At 42.7% G+C, this 20,730-nt stretch carries 19 protein-coding genes and 1 riboswitch; of the genes, 15 read left to right on the plus strand and 4 right to left on the minus strand.

What is annotated here, in order from left to right:
- On the minus strand, positions 1–133 hold a 133-nt coding region (locus J7Q78_RS09385; RefSeq protein ID WP_208422284.1), incomplete at its 3' end, for an NAD-dependent epimerase/dehydratase family protein.
- 151 nt (positions 134–284) lie between these two features.
- Here J7Q78_RS09385 and recJ point away from each other — a divergent pair.
- Both recJ and J7Q78_RS09395 read left to right on the plus strand, forming a co-directional pair.
- The gene (recJ, locus tag J7Q78_RS09390) at positions 285–2,579 is read left to right on the plus strand and encodes a single-stranded-DNA-specific exonuclease RecJ (protein ID WP_208423143.1); all 2,295 of its coding nucleotides are present in this window, start codon (positions 285–287) and stop codon (positions 2,577–2,579) included.
- Positions 2,580–2,613: 34 nt separating this feature from the next.
- Complete coding sequence (locus tag J7Q78_RS09395) at positions 2,614–3,132, plus strand: adenine phosphoribosyltransferase (RefSeq protein ID WP_154241673.1); 519 nt, start codon at positions 2,614–2,616, stop codon at positions 3,130–3,132.
- A gap of 151 nt (positions 3,133–3,283) precedes the next feature.
- On the opposite strand, the gene lexA is transcribed toward J7Q78_RS09395, so the two are convergent.
- Entirely contained in the window at positions 3,284–3,898 is a 615-nt protein-coding gene (lexA, locus tag J7Q78_RS09400; RefSeq protein WP_154241674.1) for a transcriptional repressor LexA, read from the minus strand.
- 134 nt (positions 3,899–4,032) lie between these two features.
- On the opposite strand from lexA, the gene J7Q78_RS09405 reads away from it, so the two are divergent.
- The 6 genes from J7Q78_RS09405 (at position 4,033) to mgtA (ending at position 12,149) form a co-directional block, all read left to right on the plus strand.
- A complete protein-coding gene (locus tag J7Q78_RS09405) occupies positions 4,033–4,275 on the plus strand; it encodes a DUF896 domain-containing protein (protein WP_154241675.1) in 243 nt (80 codons plus the stop codon).
- 80 nt (positions 4,276–4,355) lie between these two features.
- Positions 4,356–4,583 carry a YneF family protein gene (locus J7Q78_RS09410; RefSeq protein WP_208423144.1) on the plus strand — a complete coding sequence of 76 codons (228 nt, stop codon included), beginning with the start codon at positions 4,356–4,358 and terminating at the stop codon, positions 4,581–4,583.
- A 157-nt stretch (positions 4,584–4,740) separates the two neighbouring features.
- Positions 4,741–6,486: an ABC transporter ATP-binding protein gene (locus tag J7Q78_RS09415; RefSeq protein ID WP_208423145.1), complete on the plus strand. Its 1,746-nt coding sequence runs from the start codon at positions 4,741–4,743 to the stop codon at positions 6,484–6,486.
- Between the two features lie 64 nt (positions 6,487–6,550).
- A complete protein-coding gene (locus J7Q78_RS09420) occupies positions 6,551–8,299 on the plus strand; it encodes an ABC transporter ATP-binding protein (protein ID WP_235688100.1) in 1,749 nt (582 codons plus the stop codon).
- Positions 8,300–8,364: 65 nt separating this feature from the next.
- The gene (locus tag J7Q78_RS09425; RefSeq protein WP_208423147.1) at positions 8,365–9,297 is read left to right on the plus strand and encodes an alpha/beta hydrolase; all 933 of its coding nucleotides are present in this window, start codon (positions 8,365–8,367) and stop codon (positions 9,295–9,297) included.
- Between the two features lie 66 nt (positions 9,298–9,363).
- A riboswitch (M-box (ykoK) riboswitch) is annotated at positions 9,364–9,527 on the plus strand.
- 75 nt (positions 9,528–9,602) lie between these two features.
- The gene (gene mgtA / locus J7Q78_RS09430) at positions 9,603–12,149 is read left to right on the plus strand and encodes a magnesium-translocating P-type ATPase (protein WP_235688099.1); all 2,547 of its coding nucleotides are present in this window, start codon (positions 9,603–9,605) and stop codon (positions 12,147–12,149) included.
- 41 nt (positions 12,150–12,190) lie between these two features.
- Here the strand turns inward: mgtA and J7Q78_RS09435 are convergent, their stop codons facing one another.
- On the minus strand, positions 12,191–12,814 hold the full coding sequence (locus J7Q78_RS09435) for a lysophospholipid acyltransferase family protein (RefSeq protein ID WP_154241681.1): 624 nt from the start codon (positions 12,812–12,814) through the stop codon (positions 12,191–12,193).
- 104 nt (positions 12,815–12,918) lie between these two features.
- On the opposite strand from J7Q78_RS09435, the gene J7Q78_RS09440 reads away from it, so the two are divergent.
- The 7 genes from J7Q78_RS09440 (at position 12,919) to frr (ending at position 17,910) form a co-directional block, all read left to right on the plus strand.
- Positions 12,919–13,662: a tRNA1(Val) (adenine(37)-N6)-methyltransferase gene (locus J7Q78_RS09440; protein WP_208423149.1), complete on the plus strand. Its 744-nt coding sequence runs from the start codon at positions 12,919–12,921 to the stop codon at positions 13,660–13,662.
- Positions 13,655–13,930: a GIY-YIG nuclease family protein gene (locus J7Q78_RS09445; RefSeq protein ID WP_208423150.1), complete on the plus strand. Its 276-nt coding sequence runs from the start codon at positions 13,655–13,657 to the stop codon at positions 13,928–13,930. The genes J7Q78_RS09440 and J7Q78_RS09445 overlap by 8 nt, the downstream gene beginning before the upstream one ends.
- Positions 13,931–13,945: 15 nt before the next feature.
- Positions 13,946–14,485 (plus strand): GNAT family N-acetyltransferase, encoded by a 540-nt coding sequence (locus tag J7Q78_RS09450; RefSeq protein ID WP_154241684.1) that lies wholly within the window; start codon positions 13,946–13,948, stop codon positions 14,483–14,485.
- Positions 14,486–14,645: 160 nt separating this feature from the next.
- Positions 14,646–15,440: a 30S ribosomal protein S2 gene (gene rpsB / locus J7Q78_RS09455; RefSeq protein ID WP_208423151.1), complete on the plus strand. Its 795-nt coding sequence runs from the start codon at positions 14,646–14,648 to the stop codon at positions 15,438–15,440.
- Between the two features lie 106 nt (positions 15,441–15,546).
- The gene (gene tsf / locus J7Q78_RS09460; RefSeq protein WP_154241686.1) at positions 15,547–16,422 is read left to right on the plus strand and encodes a translation elongation factor Ts; all 876 of its coding nucleotides are present in this window, start codon (positions 15,547–15,549) and stop codon (positions 16,420–16,422) included.
- Positions 16,423–16,625: 203 nt separating this feature from the next.
- Positions 16,626–17,351, plus strand: a complete 726-nt coding sequence (pyrH, locus tag J7Q78_RS09465; protein WP_154241687.1) for a UMP kinase — start codon at positions 16,626–16,628, stop codon at positions 17,349–17,351.
- A 1-nt stretch (position 17,352) separates the two neighbouring features.
- Positions 17,353–17,910: a ribosome recycling factor gene (gene frr / locus J7Q78_RS09470; RefSeq protein ID WP_154244272.1), complete on the plus strand. Its 558-nt coding sequence runs from the start codon at positions 17,353–17,355 to the stop codon at positions 17,908–17,910.
- A 52-nt stretch (positions 17,911–17,962) separates the two neighbouring features.
- Here the strand turns inward: frr and J7Q78_RS09475 are convergent, their stop codons facing one another.
- Positions 17,963–20,710 (minus strand): YhgE/Pip domain-containing protein, encoded by a 2,748-nt coding sequence (locus J7Q78_RS09475; RefSeq protein ID WP_208423152.1) that lies wholly within the window; start codon positions 20,708–20,710, stop codon positions 17,963–17,965.
- Positions 20,711–20,730: the final 20 nt, after the last annotated feature.

Here is a 20,730-nt window from a genome sequence, read left to right on the forward strand (position 1 = left end):
CTTGTGGATTAACGGCTGCTTGATGGCCAGTAACAAGATTGTCGACAACGGCCACATCTGTGCCGCGTTGGATTAATTGATCAACGGTGTGTGAGCCGATGTAGCCCGCACCACCTAGTACTAAAACTGTCATGGTTGTTCCCCCTATGTAATAACCTTGTGTATCAATTAACAGTATATCATCTGGGCCGATAAACAAAAGCCTTGATTGGATTATTAAACGAAATATAATAATCTTTGCTATAATGGGTAAGTTAATGATTTGGAAGTAGCGAGGGATTAATGTGGAAGCACAATATGAATGGCAATTAAAAGCAACACCAACTGACCAAGACTTACAAGCAATTATGGCAGTTGAAGCACTCCCCAAAGCCGCAGCACAATTGTTGTGGCAACGAGGCATCCGAACACCGGAAGCAATTGAGGCGTTTATGCATCCGAATGTCGGGCAATTACATGATCCATACGCATTGTATGACATGCAAACGGCAGTCGATCGAATCCAGGCAGCTGTGATGGGTGGCGAAAAAATTACAGTATATGGTGATTATGATGCCGATGGAATTACGAGTACTGCACTGATGCAAGAAACACTTGAAAGTTTGGGCGCCGATGTTGAAGTTTATGTCCCCAACCGTTTTACAGACGGCTATGGACCTAATTTAGCTGTCTATCAGCAACTTGTTGAAAATGGTACCCAATTAATTGTAACGGTTGATAACGGGGTTAGTGGCTTAGCGCCAATTGCCTACGCACAAGAACACGGTGTCGATGTGGTCGTCACAGACCATCATGAATTACCGAGTGAATTACCAAATGCGACGGCAATTGTTCATCCTCGTCATCCAGAGGGACAGTATCCCTTTGGCGATCTATGTGGGGTTGGCGTGGCTTTTAAAGTGGCGACAGCATTATTGGAAGAAGTACCTTACGAGAGTTTGGACCTAGTGGCGATTGGGACGGTCTGTGATTTAGTGTCACTAACTGATGAAAATCGGGTTTTAGTCAGCCTCGGGTTACAGCAATTACAACATACAAGTCGGCCTGGATTGGTTGCACTTTGTCAATCAGCGAAGATAGACCAAGAAACGCTTGACGCAACATCAATCGGGTTTGGCATTGGGCCCCGCTTGAATGCGATTGGTCGTTTAGGTGATGCCAATTTAGGGGTCAACCTATTAACAACGTTTGACGAGGAACAAGCAGTTGAACAGGCTCAATTTGTCGAACAACAGAATAAAAAACGCCAAGGGCTCGTTCAAGAAATTACCGCGACAGCTAGCGAAATGGCGCAGACGCCTGAGAACCAATCAAGTGCGACCTTAGTGTTGGCTCATGAAGGTTGGCATGAAGGTGTGCTAGGCATTGTGGCGAGTCATATTGTTGAACAAACCGGCAAACCAACCTTGGTACTCGCCATTGATCCAGCCACTGGCCAAGCTAAGGGTTCCGGACGAAGTGTCGAAGCATATCATCTCTTTAAAGCGCTTGATGCAAAACGGACGTTGCTAACGCATTTTGGGGGACATCATATGGCCGTTGGGTTAACGATGCCCGTCAATCAGTTGGCGGCTTTGCAAACAGCAATGAATGCCTATGCAGCCGATAATCAGATTGATTTAACGACTAAGCCAACCTTGGCCGTTGATTTACAACTTGCATTAGCTGATATTACCCCAGAAGTATATCAAGCCATCAGTCAATTAGCGCCCTATGGGACTGACAATCCAGAACCGCTGATTGAAGTGACGGTGCCAACAGTAAGCGATGTTAAGCAAATTGGTGCTGATCAGAAACATTTGAAATTTACGGCAGTCGATCGCGACACTCAGTTAGCAGTTTTAGCATTTAATCGCGGTGCGTTGTATGAAGAGTTACAAGCGGCTGAACAGTTGCGATTAGTTGGTCAAGTCAGTGAAAATACTTGGCGGGGTAATACGACGTTACAATTGATGCTTAAGGATTTACAAATAAGTGGGCAAGTTTTAATTGATCAGCGGAGTAATCGGTTGACGCCGCAGTTGTTTAAAGCGAGTGGGACCTATGTCTTTTTCAACAAGCAGTATTTGGAACAGTTACAAAGTTATCTCCCAGCAGGCAGTCAAGCAATCTTAGCGACTGATGTGACGCAACAAGCTGAGTTGATTGTGGTTGACGAACCGGCAGATTTAGTTGAATTTGCAACCTTTTATCAACGACAACAAGCGACCAAAATTAGTTTTATCTTCTACAGTAAGTATTCTGCATATTTAGATGGGATTCCCGATAAACAACAGTTTGCGACTTTCTTGGTTTACTTACGCCAACATCCAGGAATTGAAAAAGCGCGCTTAGGGGAATTAGCAACCTATCTAAAAATTAAATTGCCACTATTAATTTTTATGTTGCAGGTGTTTTTTGAGTTGGGATTTGTTAAAATAGAACGTGGTCTCATTTCGGCCGTGAAACAACCGGCAAAACACGCATTAGAAAGTGCGCCGAGTTATCAACAACGATTAGCTAAAATTGACATGGAAAAGCAGCTTGTTTACTCAACCTTCGCGGAGATGAAAGACTGGCTGGCAGGCTTCAATCAGTAGCAAACCGTTGAATGAGTTAAGGAGCGAATTAAAAATGGCAATCAACTTTAAAGATTACGTTGCAAGTGTGCCGAACTTTCCTGAAGAAGGTGTCACATTTCGGGACATCTCACCTTTAATGTCGGATGGGGAAGCATACGCAGCAGCAACTGACAAAATCGTCGAATACGCAAAGAGCAAGGGGGTCGAAATGATTGTTGGCCCTGAAGCCCGCGGATTCATTGTCGGCTGTCCAGTGGCTTACAAGTTAGGCGTAGGTTTTGCACCAGCCCGAAAAAAAGGGAAATTACCACGGGAAACCGTTTCGGCTAGCTATGGTTTAGAATACGGTAAATCAACATTATACATGCACAAAGACGCGGTGAAACCCGGGCAAAAAGTGTTGGTGACAGATGATTTACTTGCAACAGGTGGGACAATTGCGGCAACCATCAAAATGGTTGAAGAATTAGGCGGAATTGTTGTCGGAACAGCCTTTTTAATTGAACTAAACGATTTAAACGGTCGCGAAAAAATTAAAGACTACGATATCTTCAAATTAATGGATTATTAGAAATGAGTGGTTTCTGATGCGGTTAACTTCTGAGGATACTTGGCCCAGTGAATAACGGATCTGATCGGTTAAGGCGCAAGAAGCTACATTAGAAAGCACGTTAAGTTTAAAAAAGGGCCCGCCATCATGGCGGGCCCTTTTTTGCTATTCATTATATGCGGTCCCGGTATAAACCAACGACCTTTCCTAAAATACTAACTTCATTCAAAATAATGGGTTCAAATAGATCGTTTTCTGGTTGTAGCCGATAGTGATCAGGTTCTTTAAAAAAACGTTTGCACGTTGCTTCATCTTCGGCGGTCATCGCAATCACAATGTCACCGTTATCAGCGGTTGCTTGTTTACGCACGATAACTTCATCGCCATCTAAAATTCCAGCATTAATCATACTTTCACCGCGAATCGTCAGCATGAACAAATCTTGTTCAGTTTGCAGACTTGGTGGAATGGGAAAATAATCGGTCGCTTCTTCAACGGCTAAAATAGGGACCCCAGCTGTAACAACCCCGAGAACGGGAATCTTCTGCTGTGATGCGCCGATGGCTGTTAAACCAGCTGCGGTTAATTCGATGGCCCGCGGTTTAGTAGGATCTTTTTGTAAAAAGCCCTTTTTCTCAAGGCGTGCTAAATGGCCATGAACGGTAGAAGTGGAGGATAAATTAACGGCTTCGCAAATTTCACGAACCGTTGGCGGATAACCTTTATCTTGAACGCGGTCATGGATAAAACGTAAGACCTCTAATTGCTTGGATTCTGTTCTCGTCATAAGAGCACCTCATTTGTTCTAATAGCTATATGGTAGCATACCTATAGCGGGATTTCAAACAAGTGTTCGTGTTTTTTGACATTTTACGGATTTTAGTCCAAAATGGACAAATAGTTTGAAGGGGAGGAAACAAGATGGCAATGGACCAAAAACGATTAGATCGAATTAACGAATTAGCACATAAAGCAAAAAATGAAGGGTTAACTGATGCTGAAACAGCTGAACGACAAACACTGCGCGAGGCCTATTTAAAGGATTTCCGTGAAAGTTTCCGTTCACAAGTTGAGATGCTACAAGTGTACGACAAAGAAGGCAAGGAAGTTACACCTGAAAAAGTGAAAGATATCCAACGGAAAAAAGGATTGCGCGACGATTAATCTTAGAATTCCGCTTTCTTTTTGCGTTAAATATGTGTAAACTATTTAAGTGAACTGAATTAGGAAGGGGTGCATAAGATATGGGATTAGGCATTTTATTATTTGTCATTGGCGCTTTATTAGGCGCAGTCGCTGGTTTCTTTGGCGCACGTGCTTACATGAAGAAGTATTTCCAAGACAATCCACCAATTAACGAAGAAATGTTAAAAGCGATGATGATGCAAATGGGGCAAAAACCATCTGAGAAGAAATTAAATCAGATGATGAGTTCAATGAAAGCACAACAAAGACGTAGCAACAAAAAATAAAATAAGCAAGCCAATTTTTAAAAGGGGTTTCTAACGAACAAGACGTTTGTTAGAACCTCTTTTTTTTCAGGATAATTACCAAAATATAAATGATTGTCCGGCTTAACTAAGATTGTTATAATAGGACTTATCGAATTTTAGAGAATAGGAGTACAGCATGGGAATTTTTAAAAAATTGGGGTGGTATTTTAAACAAGAATCCCGCCGCTATCTATGGGGCGTAATCTTTTTAGTCCTCGTGGCAGTGGTCCAAATTGTACCACCAAAAGTGATTGGCACCTTGGTCGATTTAATCGACACGCACCAATTAACGCCACAAAAATTAATCATGTGGCTCGGCATTTTATTGAGTGCCGCGATTTTACAATATCTATTCCGATATGGTTGGCGGACCCGAATCTGGGGCGGTGCGGCAAAACTCGAACGAACATTGCGGAGTCGATTATTTTGGCATTTTATGAAGATGGACACCACGTTCTTCCAAAAACATCGGACAGGGGACTTGATGGCCCATGCAACCAATGACTTAACCGCAATTCAACAAGTCGCTGGTGCTGGGATTTTAACATTTGCGGATTCCATCATCACTGGCGGGACAACCATTATCGCGATGGTGATTTTCGTTGATTGGCGCTTAACCTTGATGGCTTTGATTCCAATGCCGCTGTTGGCTGTTGCTTCGCGGCAGTTAGGCGCGCACTTACACACCGCGTTTGGCCAATCTCAGGCGGCCTTTTCGCGATTGAACGACAAAACGCAAGAAAGTGTCTCCGGGATTAAAGTTTTAAAAACGTTTGGTCAAGAAGAAGCGGATGTTGCCGATTTTAACGAGATTGTTACAAAGACGATTGCAATTAATAAACGTGTCAACATGATTGACGGGTTGTTTGATCCTGCTATCAGTTTGATTATTGGGTTAACTTACATCGTAACAATCATTTACGGTGGTACGTTGGTTATGCATCACAGTATTTCAATTGGTCAATTGATTTCGTTCATTAGTTATATTGCGGCACTTGTTTGGCCAATGTTTGCGATTGGTCGCTTGTTTAACGTCTTGGAACGAGGAAATGCCAGTTACGATCGAGTCGATCAGCTTTTAAAAGAAACTAGTACCATTATCGAAGCACCAAACGCGATTCAAACACCAGCGACGGGCGATATCAATTATGCCGTTCAAAAATTCACGTATCCGGGTGATAAACAACCGACATTAATGAACGTCGCCTTTACACTCCCACAAGGTAAAACGTTAGGAATTGTTGGCAAGGTTGGTTCTGGTAAGACCACGCTGATTAAATTATTACTACGTGAATACGATCAATACCAAGGTGTGATTCAAATTGATGGTCACGATATCCGTGATTATTCGCTGGATGCCTTGCTTGATAGTATTGGTTATGTTCCGCAAGATAACTTCTTGTTTTCAACCGATGTCCGCGATAATATTCGGTTTGCTGATTTTGACCGTAGTCAAGCGGCCGTTGAGGATGCAGCCATTGCAAGTGCGGTACATGATGATATTTTAACGTTTGCCCAGGGCTATGAGACAGTCGTTGGCGAACGTGGTGTGTCGCTATCGGGAGGGCAAAAGCAACGGATTGCGATTGCGCGGGCGATGATGACCGACCCAGAAATCTTAATCTTAGATGATTCATTATCAGCGGTTGATGCAAAGACTGAAGAAACAATTCTAATGAATTTGAAAACAATGCGCGCTGATCAAACAACCATTATCACCGCTAACCGCTTGAGTAGCGTCATGCATGCCGATGAAATCATTGTCATGGATGACGGACAGATCATCGAACGCGGTACACATGAAGCGCTATTGGCTGAAGATGGCTGGTATGCTGAAATGTGGCTGAAGCAACAACTAAGTCAAGCCTTAGGAGGTGCGTAAGGTGGCTAAGCAATATCAATCAGAATGGACTAAAAAGGTTCCATTAAAAGAACAACTGCATATCATGCAACGGCTCTTTGGTTATACCAAACGTTATAAGGGCCAATTTATCGGAGCAATTGTGGCCGCTGCTGGTTTAGCGACCATCAATATTTTATTACCACGATTATTACAAGTCTTTATGGATCGTTACTTGGCTCATCAGCGGGCGACTATTCAGATTTTATTGGGGGTTGCGGTACTGTACGGATTAGGGGTGATGCTCAAAGCCATTACCCAATTTTTCCAATCCTTTCTCTTTGGGATGGGGGCAGAACGCGCGATGGAAGATGTCCGCCGTGATTTATTTCAGAAATTACATCAGTTAGGGATGCGTTATTTTGATCAGACGCCTGCAGGCTCGATTGTCTCACGGGTGACTAACGATACGATGACCTTAATTGATTATTGGAACGTCTTTTTGTCCTTGTTGGTAGGGTCGTTTTCAATTATCTCAGCATTCATTGCGATGTGGTTGATTTCACCTAAAATTGCCCTTGCAACGGCTGCTTTTTTACCAGTGCTTTTAATTGTCATCTGGTATTACAGTAGTTATAGCGCGCGGGTATACCGCCATATGCGCGAAAAATTAAGTCAGTTGAACACCAAGCTTAACGAATCAATTGAAGGGATTACCATCATTCAACAATTCCGGCAGGAAAAACGCTTGACTGATGAGTTTGAACAAGTTAACGCAGAATATTTGAAAACGCGAGAAGCCATGATTCGGACGAATTCGTTGTTGCTCGCACCGATTGTAAATTTACTCTATACATTGGCATTAGTCGTTGTCTTGAGCTTGTTTGGCGTATCAGCCTTACATAGTTTTGTCACGGCAGGTTTGGTTTATGCGTTTACAACGTATGTTGGGAACTTCTTTAACCCAATGACCAATATGATGGATTCCTTATCGTCATTACAAGATGGGATGGTTGCTGGTCGGCGGATTTTTCGAATTCTCGATCAAGATGAATACGCACCGGCTCAAGATGCGGATGCTGCAAATGAAATTACTGAAGGACGCGTCGAATTTAAGCATGTTTCGTTTTCATACGATGGAAAAAATGAAATTTTGCATGACATATCCTTTGTTGTTGAACCTGGCCAGACAGTGGCCTTAGTGGGGCATACTGGTTCTGGAAAAAGTTCAATTATTAACGTCATGATGCGCTTTTATGAATTTTATGAAGGGCAGATTCTGATTGACGGACATGATATTCGGAGTTTTCAGACGGCAGAATTGCGGCGTAAAATGGGGCTGGTTCTCCAGGATGCTTTCATGTTTTATGGCGATGTGGCGTCCAATATTCGGTTGTTTAATCAAGCGATTACGGATGCCCAAATTCGTGCGGCGGCTGAATTTGTGCAGGCGGCTGATTTTATTGAACAGTTACCCGGCCAATATCATGCTCGTGTAATTGAAGGTGGTGCTCAATTTTCAAGTGGGCAGCGCCAATTAATTTCGTTTGCGCGGACATTGGTTACAAACCCGAAAATCTTGGTCTTGGATGAAGCGACGGCTAATATCGATACGGAAACGGAAGCCATGATTCAAAATGATCTGACGCGATTGCGTCAAGGACGGACAAGTATTGCCATTGCACACCGTCTGTCAACGATTCGCGACGCTGAATTAATCTTAGTTTTGGATCAAGGTCGGATTGTCGAACGTGGTAATCATGAGAGCTTAGTGGCACAAAAAGGCCGTTATTACGAAATGTATCAACTTCAAAATGGTGAAAGTGTGACTGAAACGGCAGATTCGAATCATTAATTGAAAAAGCCCGTTTCAAAAGGATTTTTTCCATTATTATCAATTAATCAGGAGGCATTTAACTTATGCAAAAAAAACGCTGGCTAAAATGGTCATTAATTAGCGTTGTTGTTTTAGTGGTGGTCGTTATATTTGGTGCCACCACGTATATGTACCAATACGCATTTGTACCAGGGCAAAAATCATTTTTAAACAGTGGACAACCATCGAAAGTTTATCAAGACAATCAACGTTGGTTGAAGACTGTTAAGCAAGAAAAATGGCAGCAACAATCTGCAACAGATCATTTGAAACTAATGGCAATTTATGTGCCTGCGGCCAAGCCAACCAACAAAACGATTCTTGTGGCGCATGGATATATGGGGAAAAAAGAGGACATGGCGCGCTATATCCACCTGTATCATGATCTTGGTTACAATGTTCTAGCACCCGATGACCGTGCAGCCGGTGAATCAGAAGGCAATGCTATTGGCTATGGTTGGCCGGATCGCTTGGATTACGTTAAGTGGGCTAAAAAAATTGTCGCTAAAAATGGCCAGGATAGTCAGATTGCCCTTTTCGGGGTCAGCATGGGTGGCGCGACGGTCATGTTTACGGCGGGTGAAAAATTACCCAAGCAAGTCAAAGCAGTGATTGAAGATTGTGGTTATAATAGCATCGGCGACGAGCTTGCTTACCAACTAAAAGATCTCTTTGGGTTACCGAAATTTCCACTATTTTACACAACGAATTGGATGGCCCGGATTCGTGCCGGTTATAACTTCAATGATGGCGATACCGCTAAGAGTTTGGCTCAATCGAAACTGCCAATTTTTATGATTCATGGTGATCAAGATAAATTTGTACCAACTAAAATGGTGTACACAAACTATAAAGCGGCAAATGCCCCCAAACAACTCTGGGTGGTTCCGGGGGCAGCCCATGGTGAAGCTTTAGACAAACAACCAACGACATATCGGAAAAAAGTTGCGCAATTCTTAAATAAATATTTTCAATAAGCCTGATTGATTGTATTTTGAAGGCGATTTGGTATGATAAGGATATAAATATTAAATCTATTGATAACGCTAATCCGTTAGGTGAGGCTCCTATATGAACAAACGCTGCTGCTCAGAAACATCGAGAGATGCCAATTGAGTCAACTGAAACTGCCCTGAAGGCTTTTTCTAATGTAGCTGAACAAAGTTCTACGTCATATAGTGCTAAAGCTCAACGATTGGAATGGCTTATTTTTCTTGTGAGGCATCCTTTCTTTGAGGATGCCTTTTTTTATGCGGATAAGCTGCGAACGGGAGGGATTATGATGGCTAAGACAATTAAACTGACACTCAATCAGATTAATCAATTAACGCCAGAAGCAAGTTTAGAACATTTTGAAACTGATAAGAAGGGGTTGTCACAGCAACAGCGAACAGCCCGGTTACAAACCTATGGTGAAAATACGATTCAAAAGTGGCAACAGCGTTCGTTGTTACGTGCGATTTGGCAGAGTGTGCAAGATCCATTTATCGGCGTCTTAGCCGTCTTAATGACCATTTCATGGCTCAGTCGTGATCTTGATGGCGCAATCGTCATGCTCATCATGATTATTGTGTCTAGTAGTATTCGCTTCGTGCAAGAGCGCAAGTCTGAGCAAGCGAGTATTGCGTTACAAGCGATGTTGGCAAAGACTAGCCGGGTTTTAATTGCGGGCCAACCAACTGAGGTAGCAGCGCAAAGTCTGGTGCCGGGGGATATTGTGCAGTTGCAAACGGGTGATTTGATTAATGCTGATTTAAAACTGCTGGCAAGTCATGATTTACAAATTAATCAATCTTCTTTGACAGGTGAATCGAAACCTGTGAGCAAAAAGATAACGACGTCAACGACAGACGCAACGCATGCGGCAGATATGGCGAGTTTATTGTTGATGGGGAGTACCGTGGTCAATGGCCAAGCGACCGCGCTAGTGATTGCCACGGGCCAAGCGACTTGTTTTAGCGCAATTGTAACCACTGAGCCTAAGTCACGGACGAACCAATTTGATGCGGGATTGAAACACATTAGTTGGTTATTAATCCGCATGATGCTTGTCTTGGTACCCTTTGTATTTGTAATTAATGGTGTCACTAAGGGGGATTGGCAACAGTCATTTTTCTTTGCAATCGCTGTGGCGGTTGGTTTGACGCCTGAGATGTTACCGATGATTGTCAATAGTAATTTGGCAAAAGGCAGTATCGTTTTGAGTCAACAACAGGTCATCGTCAAGCAACTGAAAGCTATTCAAAATTTAGGGGCGATGTCGGTTTTATGTACGGATAAAACGGGAACGTTGACGGAAGATCATATTAAATTAATGTATTATGCGGATATTTTAGGTGTGCGGGATGTACAAGTTTTGCGCTTGGCGTATTTGAATGCTAAGGGCCAATCTGGTTGGCAGAACCTTTTGGATGAAGCGATTATTCATTATTATGAACAAGATCAACCTAATGATCACTTCCCATATCAAAAACTGGGCGAGATTCCGTTTAATTTCGAGCGGCGGCGGCTAACGGTTTGGCTTAAAAACTCCGCTGGGAATCAATTAGTGACAAAAGGGGCTTTTGAAGAAGTGCTAGCCGCGTGTTCCCAAGTCCGGTTAGCTGATCAAATTGAACCCCTTACTGAAGCGCAAAAGCAGAACCTAGTGGCGGTGCATGACCGATTAGCACAGCAGGGGATGCGGATGCTGGCGGTTGCTTATCAAGATGATTTAGCAGAGACGGCGGCAATTGACCACGTTGGCAATCAAGGCTTGATTTTCGCCGGTTTTCTAGGGTTTTTGGACCCACCAAAGCAATCGGCGATTACGGCCATTCAACAGCTACAAGCCCATCATGTAGCGGTCAAAATTTTAACGGGTGACAGTGCCTTAACAACACAGCAAGTGGCCCAAAAAGTGGGAATTGCGAATTTAGCCGTTACCACGGGTGAGATGCTAGAAACGTTAACAGATTCGCAAGTTAGCGAGTTGTTAACCGAGCAAGCATTATTTGCCAAATTGGCGCCCCTTCAAAAAGCGCGGCTCATTCGCCTATTGCAAGCACAAGGGGAAGTCGTCGGCTTCATGGGCGATGGTATCAATGATACGACCGCTTTGAAACAAGCAGACGTCGGGATTTCAGTGGATAATGCCGCGGACCTCACAAAGGATGCGAGTGATGTGATTCTACTGGAAAAAGATTTGAACGTTTTAGAACACGGGGTGCTCGAAGGACGACGGGTCTTTATTAATATGTATAAGTACATTCGGATTACGTTAGCTTCTAATTTAGGCAATGTTTTAAGCGTGTTGGTTGCCAGCATTTGTTTACCATTCTTACCGATGTTATCGCTACAAATTCTTGTCCAGAATTTACTGTATGATGTCGCCCAACTCTGGCTACCTTGGGACCGGGTTGCCGAAAAACAATTGCGCCAACCAACCCAATGGGCAACAAAAGGCTTATTGAAGAGTGCTTTTATGCTAGGCCCATTGAGCTCAATGGTGGATATTGTGACCTTTGCGATTCTCTGGTTTGGATTTGGCCTGCAAACGCCAGCTCAACAAGGGGCCTTTCAAGCAAGTTGGTTTGTGGTCGGGCTATTCACCCAGATGCTAGTGGTTTATGTATTGCGCACCCCAGCGTCACCGCTAAAAGACCATGCAAATTGGCGCGTTTACTTGGGAAGCTTAATTAGTTTGTCGATTGGGTGCATTCTAGTATTGACCCCCCTCAGACAAGCCGTTGATTTCCAAGCAATTCCAGCACACTTTGGCTGGATTGCAGGGGCATTAGTTATTGCGTATCTGTTGATTACAAACGCGGTTAAGAATAGCGCACGATAAAAAAACTGCTAGATGATAGTGTCATCTAGCAGTTTTTTTTATTACTTTTTATCAGGTAGTTCATATTTAAAATCAGGGTTAATTTCGTGATCAATTTGGTCGAATGCGGCTTGCATTTGGTGATTGACGACTTCTAAATTCGCTTCGTTGAGTTTTAATTTTGGATCAATTGGAATTGGTTCACCGAAGCGAATCGTAATCTTTTTCCGTTTTAAAACATCAGAGAATTTCAATGGACCTTGATAGACCGCCGGCACAAGTGGCACCCGTGCCATCTTGGCAATCACGACCGCTCCGCCTTTGAGTTCGCTTGAGTAGCGGCTACCAGTGGGGAACATGATTAATGAAAGTTCCTTTGAGCGGAGGGCTTTAACTGGAGTTTTAATGGCTGATGGGCCAGGGTTTGTTCGGTTCACAGGAAAGGCGTTTGCATGGGTTAAGATGAACCGTAAAATTGGGTTTTTAAATAATTCTTCCTTTGCCATGAACGTGAATTTCCGGGGGCTAGCGGCAAGGGCAAAGAAGATTGGGTCCCACCAAGTCCGGTGCGGGCCAACTAAAACGTAAGTGCCTTCAGGGAGGACTTCTTTATTTTCGACCGTCAGATTGCCATTCAATAACCAGGCTAAGAGCCGGACGATAAAACGTGCAAATGAGAAAAACATAGGCTAGATTCCTTTCAAACATGACTAGTATCTGCTCATTATACCAAATAATGATACTCTTTGTTATAATATGCCTAAATACAAATGAGGTTGAAGGTAGAACGATGTTAAAAGCAGATGAGCGGATTGACCAATTATTTCGCTTAGATATTCAAATTATTCAAAGCCCATCCGTTTTTTCCTATTCAATGGATGCGGTATTATTGGCTGATTTTGCACAGTTGCCCAAACGCGGAACGATTGTCGATTTATGCGCCGGCAATGGGGCGGTCGGTTTATTCATGAGTCCTAAAACAAATGGCCAGATTATCGGTGTTGAACTTCAAGAACGCTTGGCCGATATGGCTCAACGGTCAATCGAACTGAACGACTTAACTGATCAAATGACGATGCTCAATATGGATTTGAAAGACGTCAACAGTAAAATCCACAAAGATAGCGTTGATATTGTGACCTGTAATCCACCGTATTTTAAGGTTGAACCAAATAGTCAAAAAAATCCCAACGAGTATTTGGCACTTGCGCGGCATGAGATTGCAACGAATTTGCACACCGTTATCCAGACCATGAGCGGCTTATTGAAGATGAATGGTAAAGGTTATTTAGTGCATCGTCCAGAACGGTTCTTAGAAATCTGTGATGAACTGCGGGCAGCACGGATGGAACCCAAACGCGTGCGATTTGTTTACCCCAAAGTAGGTAAAGAAGCAAATATGGTGTTAATTGAAGCGGTCAAAGATGGTAAAAAAGGGGGGCTACGAATGCTTCCGGAACTGACGATTTATGACCAAGACAGCAACTATACACCAGAGATGCGCACGAAGTTATTCATGACTGACGATGACTGAGAAAGCTTATTATTTTTATGTGTTAGTCTGTGCTGATCATAGTTTTTATGGGGGCTTTACGACCGATGTCACCAAGCGGGTAGCGACGCATAATGCCGGCAAAGGTGCGAAGTACACGAAACGACGGCGACCAGTACGCCTATTATATTTTGAAACGTTTAGCGATAAATCGGCGGCACTTAAAGCGGAGTACGCGTTCAAACACCAAACCCGCCGCAAAAAAGAACAGTATTTAATCGAACGCGGGATTTCAAGGACTGAATTTTAGAATGGAGTGACCAATATGCAACCAAAGTTAGTTGTCGATCAACACATTCATTTGCAACCAGTGACGGTAGCAGATGCGCCAGCATTATTTCAGTTAGTGCACCAAAATCGGGCTAATCTCGATACATGGTTAACGTGGGTTGCTGATATTGAATCAGTGGCCGATGAACTCAGCTTTTTAAAATATGCGCAGCAACAAATGGCGCATCAAGCATTGTGGATGGCAACGATTTGGAAGGATCATCAGTTAGTTGGGATGATTGACGTCCATAATATCGATAATTTGCATCGCACGGGTGAAGTCGGTTATTGGTTAGACGAAGCTTTTCGTGGGCAGGGCATCATGCATCGCGCGATAGCAGCTATTGAACGCTACGCGGCTAGTGAACTGGAACTAGATCAGTTGAGTATCGTTGTTGCACATGATAATGTGGCGAGCCAGCAAGTTGCCCTAAATGCGGGGTACCAAGCAATGGAAACCCTGAATGGTGCGACATTTGTAGATCATCAATTACAAGATGCCACGCGCTATCAAAAACAGTTGGGAAGCGCATAAGTTCTTGTTGACGTGCCTTGTTATTTTTAGTATACTTTTAAACGGTATTTCAATACCAAAAATAATTCACACTGATTGATTTTTAGAGAGGTGCTTGGCGACAAGTTCTCTAAAAAAGTGAAATCAGTGGTCGAAAAAAACCATATGGAGGTCTGTTGACATGGCTGTATTGTCAATGAAACAATTATTAGAAGCGGGTGTTCACTTCGGTCACCAAACACGTCGTTGGAACCCAAAAATGAAGAAATTTATCTTTACTGAAAGAAATGGTATCTATATCATCGACTTACAAAAGACAGTTCGCATGGTTGACGATGCTTACGACTTTGTTAAAGAAGAAGCTGCTAATGATGGTGTCTTCTTATTCGTTGGTACTAAGAAACAAGCACAAGATGCAATTGCTGAAGAATCAGTACGTGCAGGTCAATACTTTGTAAACCACCGTTGGTTAGGTGGGACTTTAACAAACTGGGACACAATCCAAAAACGGATTAAACGTCTTAAAGAAATTAAAGCAATGGACGAAGATGGGACATTTGATCGTTTACCTAAGAAAGAAGTTGCCTTGTTGAAGAAACAACAAGAAAAACTTGAAAAATTCTTAGGCGGTATCGAAGATATGCCACGCATTCCTGATGTAATGTTCGTTGTTGATCCTCGTAAAGAACGCATTGCTATCAAGGAAGCCCAAAAATTAAATATCCCAGTCGTTGCTATGGTTGATACTAACTCAGATCCTGATGATATTGATGTTATTATCCCATCAAACGATGACGCTATCCGCGCTGTTCGTTTAATCACTGCTAAAATGGCTGATGCTATCATCGAAGGCCGTCAAGGTGAAGATGATGTTGAAGAAGCTACATTTGCTGCAGAAAACAAACCAGCAGACTCAATGGAAGAAATCGTTGAAGCAGTTGAAGGCGACAACGATACTAACACTGACGCTAAATAGTAGATTCAAATAAGCTGTCTTAGAGGTTTCGCAAATACTGCCTGACTTGTGGGACAGCTTTTTTTAAACCAGTTGTATTGAATATAAATTGTCGGAGGTATGAATGATGGCTGAAATTAAAGCTGCACAAGTAATGGAATTACGTAAGAAAACAGGCGTTGGGATTATGGACGCTAAAAAAGCCCTTGTAGAAAGTAACGGCGACGTTGCACAAGCAATCGATGCTTTACGTGAAAAAGGGATGGCAAAGGCTGCTAAGAAGAGTGACCGGATTGCTGCTGAAGGTTTAGCAGGCATCGCAATCGATGGCAACACGGCTGCAATCGTTGAAGTGAACTCAGAAACTGACTTTGTTGCTTCAAACGACCAATTCAAAGCTTTATTGAAAGATATTGCTGAAACAATTGCTAAGAACAAACCAGCTGACATGGCTGCTGCTGAAGCATTACCAATGGGCGAAGGCACAATTGGCAGCGCAGTAATCAACTTAACTGCTGTAATTGGTGAAAAAATTAGCTTCCGTCGTTTTGAATTAGTTGAAAAAAATGATGGCGACCACTTTGGCGCATACCTACACAATGGTGGCCAAATCGCTTCATTAGTTACTTTAGAAGGCGCTGATGATGAAACAGCCCATGACGTTGCAATGCACGTTTCAGCTGTTAACCCGCAATATGTTTCTCGCGAAGATGTTCCGGCCGAAACATTGGCTCACGAACGGGAAGTATTAACTGAAGAAACAAAGAACGAAGGCAAACCAGAAAACATCATTCCTAAGATTGTTGAAGGGCGCGTTAACAAGTTCTTGTCAGAAATCAGTTTGAACGATCAAGCTTTCATCAAGGACTCAGATCAAACGGTTGCCCAATTTGTTGCATCTAAGAACGGTAGCGTTAAAGGTTTCGTTCGTTTCACTGTTGGTGAAGGGATCGAGAAAAAAGAAAATAACTTTGTTGATGAAGTCATGGGCCAAATCAAATAAACTTATTTTTATTTTAAAAAGGAACGCATCTAGCGCTCCTTTTTTTTCGGAGAAAATAAGCACCCAAATGAAACTGGCGTGGGAGGCTTTCGAGCGCGCTTTTGATGGGGCATTAAGAATTTTAGTAATTTCAACGACGCTTACCCCAATGACTTGTTAAATATGGTAAAATGAGCCTAGTAATCAACGGAGGGATATCAATCATGGCAAATACAAAATACAAACGCATCGTCTTAAAAGTGAGTGGTGAAGCACTTGCTGGCGACCAAGGTTTCGGAATTAACCCTGAAATTGTTAAAGTAGTCGCAAACGAAATCAAATCAGTTCACGATTTAGGTGTTCAGATTGCCATTGTCTGTGGCGGTGGGAATATCTGGCGTGGTGTAACTGGTGAACAAATGGGGATGGAACGGGCACAAGCCGATTACATGGGCATGATGGCTACCGTTATGAATGCCTTAGCTTTACAAGATAATTTAGAGAGCATTGGTGTTCCAACGCGTGTTCAAACATCAATTGAAATGCGGCAAATCGCAGAACCTTATATCCGTCGGAAGGCCGTTCGCCATTTAGAAAAGGGGCGCGTTGTCATTTTTGCTGGTGGGACAGGGAATCCTTACTTCTCAACTGATACAACGGCTGCCCTACGCGCTGCTGAAATCGACGCAGACGTCATCTTAATGGCTAAGAATAACGTTGATGGTGTTTACTCTGCTGACCCCAATACGGATTCAAGTGCTGTTAAATTTGACACATTAACCCATTTAGACATTATTAATAAGGGCTTGCAAGTGATGGATTCAACTGCAAGTACTTTATCAATGGACAACGATATTCCGTTGGTTGTCTTCAACTTAAATGAACCAAACAATATTAAAAAAGTTGTTGAAGGAGCAAACATCGGGACAACGATTGAAGGAGGAGAATAATATGGCAAATCCAATTTTAGACGAAGCAAAAGCAAGCATGGAAAAAGCAGAAGCTTCATTACAAAGAACATTAGGTCAAATTCGTGCGGGCCGCGCGAATGCGAGCTTGGTTAACCGTGTGAATGTCGAGTATTACGGTGCTATGACACCACTTAACCAAATTGCCGCAATCACAATTCCAGAAGCACGGGTCTTATTGATTACCCCTTATGACAAAAGTGCCCTTGAAGCGATTGAAAAGGCCCTTTATACAGCTGATCTGGGCATTTCACCAGCCAATGATGGCTCCGTAATCCGGTTAGTCATTCCGCAATTAACTGGGGAACGTCGTAAGGAAATTGCTAAAGAAGTTGGTAAAGAAGCTGAAATCGGCAAAGTTGCCATCAGAAATGCCCGGCGTGATGCGATGGACAGCTTGAAAAAAGCTGAAAAAGCAAGCGAAATCAGTGAAGATGAAATGCATGATTTAGAAGAACAAGTGCAAAAATTGACCAATGAAGCAACTAAGAAGATTGACGAAATCGCCAAGGATAAAGAAAAAGAAATTACTGAAGGTTAAACCCTAATCGATGTAAAAAAGCCCCGCCATAGTCATTATGGCGGGGCTTTTTTTAGTGGATAATTTTACTCTTTGTTGCTTCTTTATGAATTTTTTCGAAGAAGGGATTAATCCACTCTTTTAAGAAGAGGCCAAGCAGGAAGAAGATAACAGCAAAGAGTGCTAAGATCATAAAATTGTGCCAGAGGTTTGGTGCGTAAATCCCACCAGTTGGTTCGCGTAAAAGATTAACGCCGTACGTGAACGGTAAAATTGGATTAATCAACTGGAAGAATTGATCAGAGAGGACAACGGGGAAGTTCCCGCCACCGCCAGAAATGGAAAGTACCAGGATAATCATCGCGAGCCCTTTGCCGACGTTTCCGAACATTGCAGCGAGAACATAGACGATTGTCATGAAAACCATGCTGAGGAAGACGGCCAATAAGATTAGCGGTAGTTTATCGACGATGTAGGCCTTCAATAAGAAGATATTACCCAGCGTCACAATCACCGCTTGCGCAATACCAATCACGATGTACGTCAACCAACGGGCGACAAATTGTTGCTTTTTAGTGTAGCGTTCCTTTTGTTTGTCATCTAACGCAAAGTTGGTTAAGACGATGTTACTCAAAAGAAGCGCGCCAACCCACAGACAAAGTGCTGTATAAAATGGTGCACTTGCTGAACCATAGGTTTTAATCGGGTAGACGTGTTTTTCTTTTAGTTCAACCGGTTTGGCTAAGAAATTACTTTCTTGCGTTGCATCTCGGCGAAGCAATTTAATCAGGTCTTTAAGATCGACCGTCTTTTGTTGTTTCCGAATTGCTTCAGCCCCTTTTTGAATGCCGCTACGCAAGAATGGCCAATCGTTATTGATGAGGTCGGTTGCATCATTTAATGCGGTTTTAACCAGTGGGAATTTTGCGTTGGCTAGATTAAGGGTTGTGGTTAAATCATTTTCAATACCAGGTAAATCGTTATTAATGAAGCCAGTTGCCAGTTGCAACTTATTTTTAAGCAGTGGATAGTCATTTTGGTAAACGGCAGAAGCCGTGTTTAAGCCCGTGATAATCGTGTCCATATTACCATTTAATAATGTATTTGCGTCATGAATTTCTTGTTTCAACGCTGGCAACTGCTGGCTATATTTTTGAAGATAGTCGACGGCTTGTTGGAGCGTTTTTTGCGTATTGGATAAGAGGGTTGGTAATTTCGGTAAAACTGCACCATTTAGTGCAGTAAGGACGGCATTACCACTTGTTATTAGCGTTGCAAAACGATCAAGAATACTTTTGACGCTATCACCGATATGAGCTGCTTGGATTTTAGCGACAGTAGCTTTGACTTGGTCGGCGTATTGAATTAAGCCATTAATCTTGGTTTGTAATGCATCAATTGATAAATCATCGTAATGGGTCAGGATGTCATCAACGTGGCCTTTAAAGCTCCCGAGTTGCGTTGCCAACGTGTTTAAACGCTCAATGGGAGCATCCAGTGCGTGTGATTCTGGTTGGCCATTTGCTACTGCGGATTGATTGTAACTGTCTTGTAAGTTTTGGAGGGTCATTGCGAGTTGCGTTGCATGGGTTTGTAAGGTAGCTATGTGATCAGATAAGTTCTGGAGCGCCGTTTTGAGTGCTTGCTTGAGTTCGGCATTATTGGGATCATCTTTGATTTGACTCAGTAAACTATCAACGGCCGTTAAATCAGTTGCAATGTTAGTCGCCAATTGATTGGTAATTTCTAGTCCTTGATCGACTGTTTTTTGAATGACTGGTAAGGCAGCTTGGAGTTTAGGAATTAGATCCGATTGCAATTGACCAGCGACACCTTGGGCAGTCTGGCTAAAAGTCATCAAGTCAGGTAAAACTTTTTGGGTTTTGTTTAATACCTCTAAGCCTGTTTGGGCTTCGTTAATCCCGTTGGTTAAGGTATTCGCAATGCCATCAAAGTCAGAATCCAGGGTTGCGACTTGTTGACCAGCATTTTGAATTTCTGGAATCTTCGCCTGGACTTTCGTTGCGAGCTGACCGGCTGCTTCAACTTGCGGTAAATATCGATTGATGCCGACCACTTTTTGTGCCATGCCGTTGGCCTGGGGTAAAAAGGCCGCGAACTCGTTAGCTTGTGCGAGTTTCAATTCCATTTCAGGTAGTTTCTTTTGGAGGTTAAGGACTTGGTCGGCGTATTGGTTAAGTTCTGGAATTTGTTGATCGGTCTTGAGAATAAGGCTTGAGAAGCGATTAATGACGGGCAAATTCGTATCCAGGTCAATTCCCGCTTTATTGAGGGTGCTCATTAGCGTTTTGCCGACTGTGGAGACAAACTCTTCTGAAATCGTGGATTGAAGGGTTGTTGCCCCAGCGCTAGTGATTTTAGGGGCAATTGCGTTGATCTTATCGTTGGAGGAGTAGATAATTTTGGGTTTTTGAATTTTACCATCAACAAAACTAATAAGATCTTTGGAGAAATTTTTGGGGACATAAATACCAGCGTAATATTTCCCGCTTTTAACGCCGTCATCTAATTCTTTTTTGCTTGAAGTAAATTGCCAACCTAACTTATCATTTTTCTTTAATTGACTAATTAATTCAGCCCCAATGCCGACTTTTTTGTCAGCAATGATGACACTTTGATCGGCTGAATAAACAGCGACTTGTAAGTCCTGGGTTTTACTGTAAGGATCCCATAATGCCCAGATATTAAACCATGCATAAAGTGATGGAATGATGATGAGGGCAATGATTAATAGAAATGCAATCGGGCTTTTGAAGATTCGCCGCCAATCTAGTCGAAAAAGTTCAAAGATTTTTCGCATAATAAACTCCCTTTTCCTAT

It is taken from the genome of Latilactobacillus fragifolii, from assembly GCF_905332535.1.
Taxonomy (GTDB): Bacteria; Bacillota; Bacilli; order Lactobacillales; family Lactobacillaceae; genus Latilactobacillus; species Latilactobacillus fragifolii.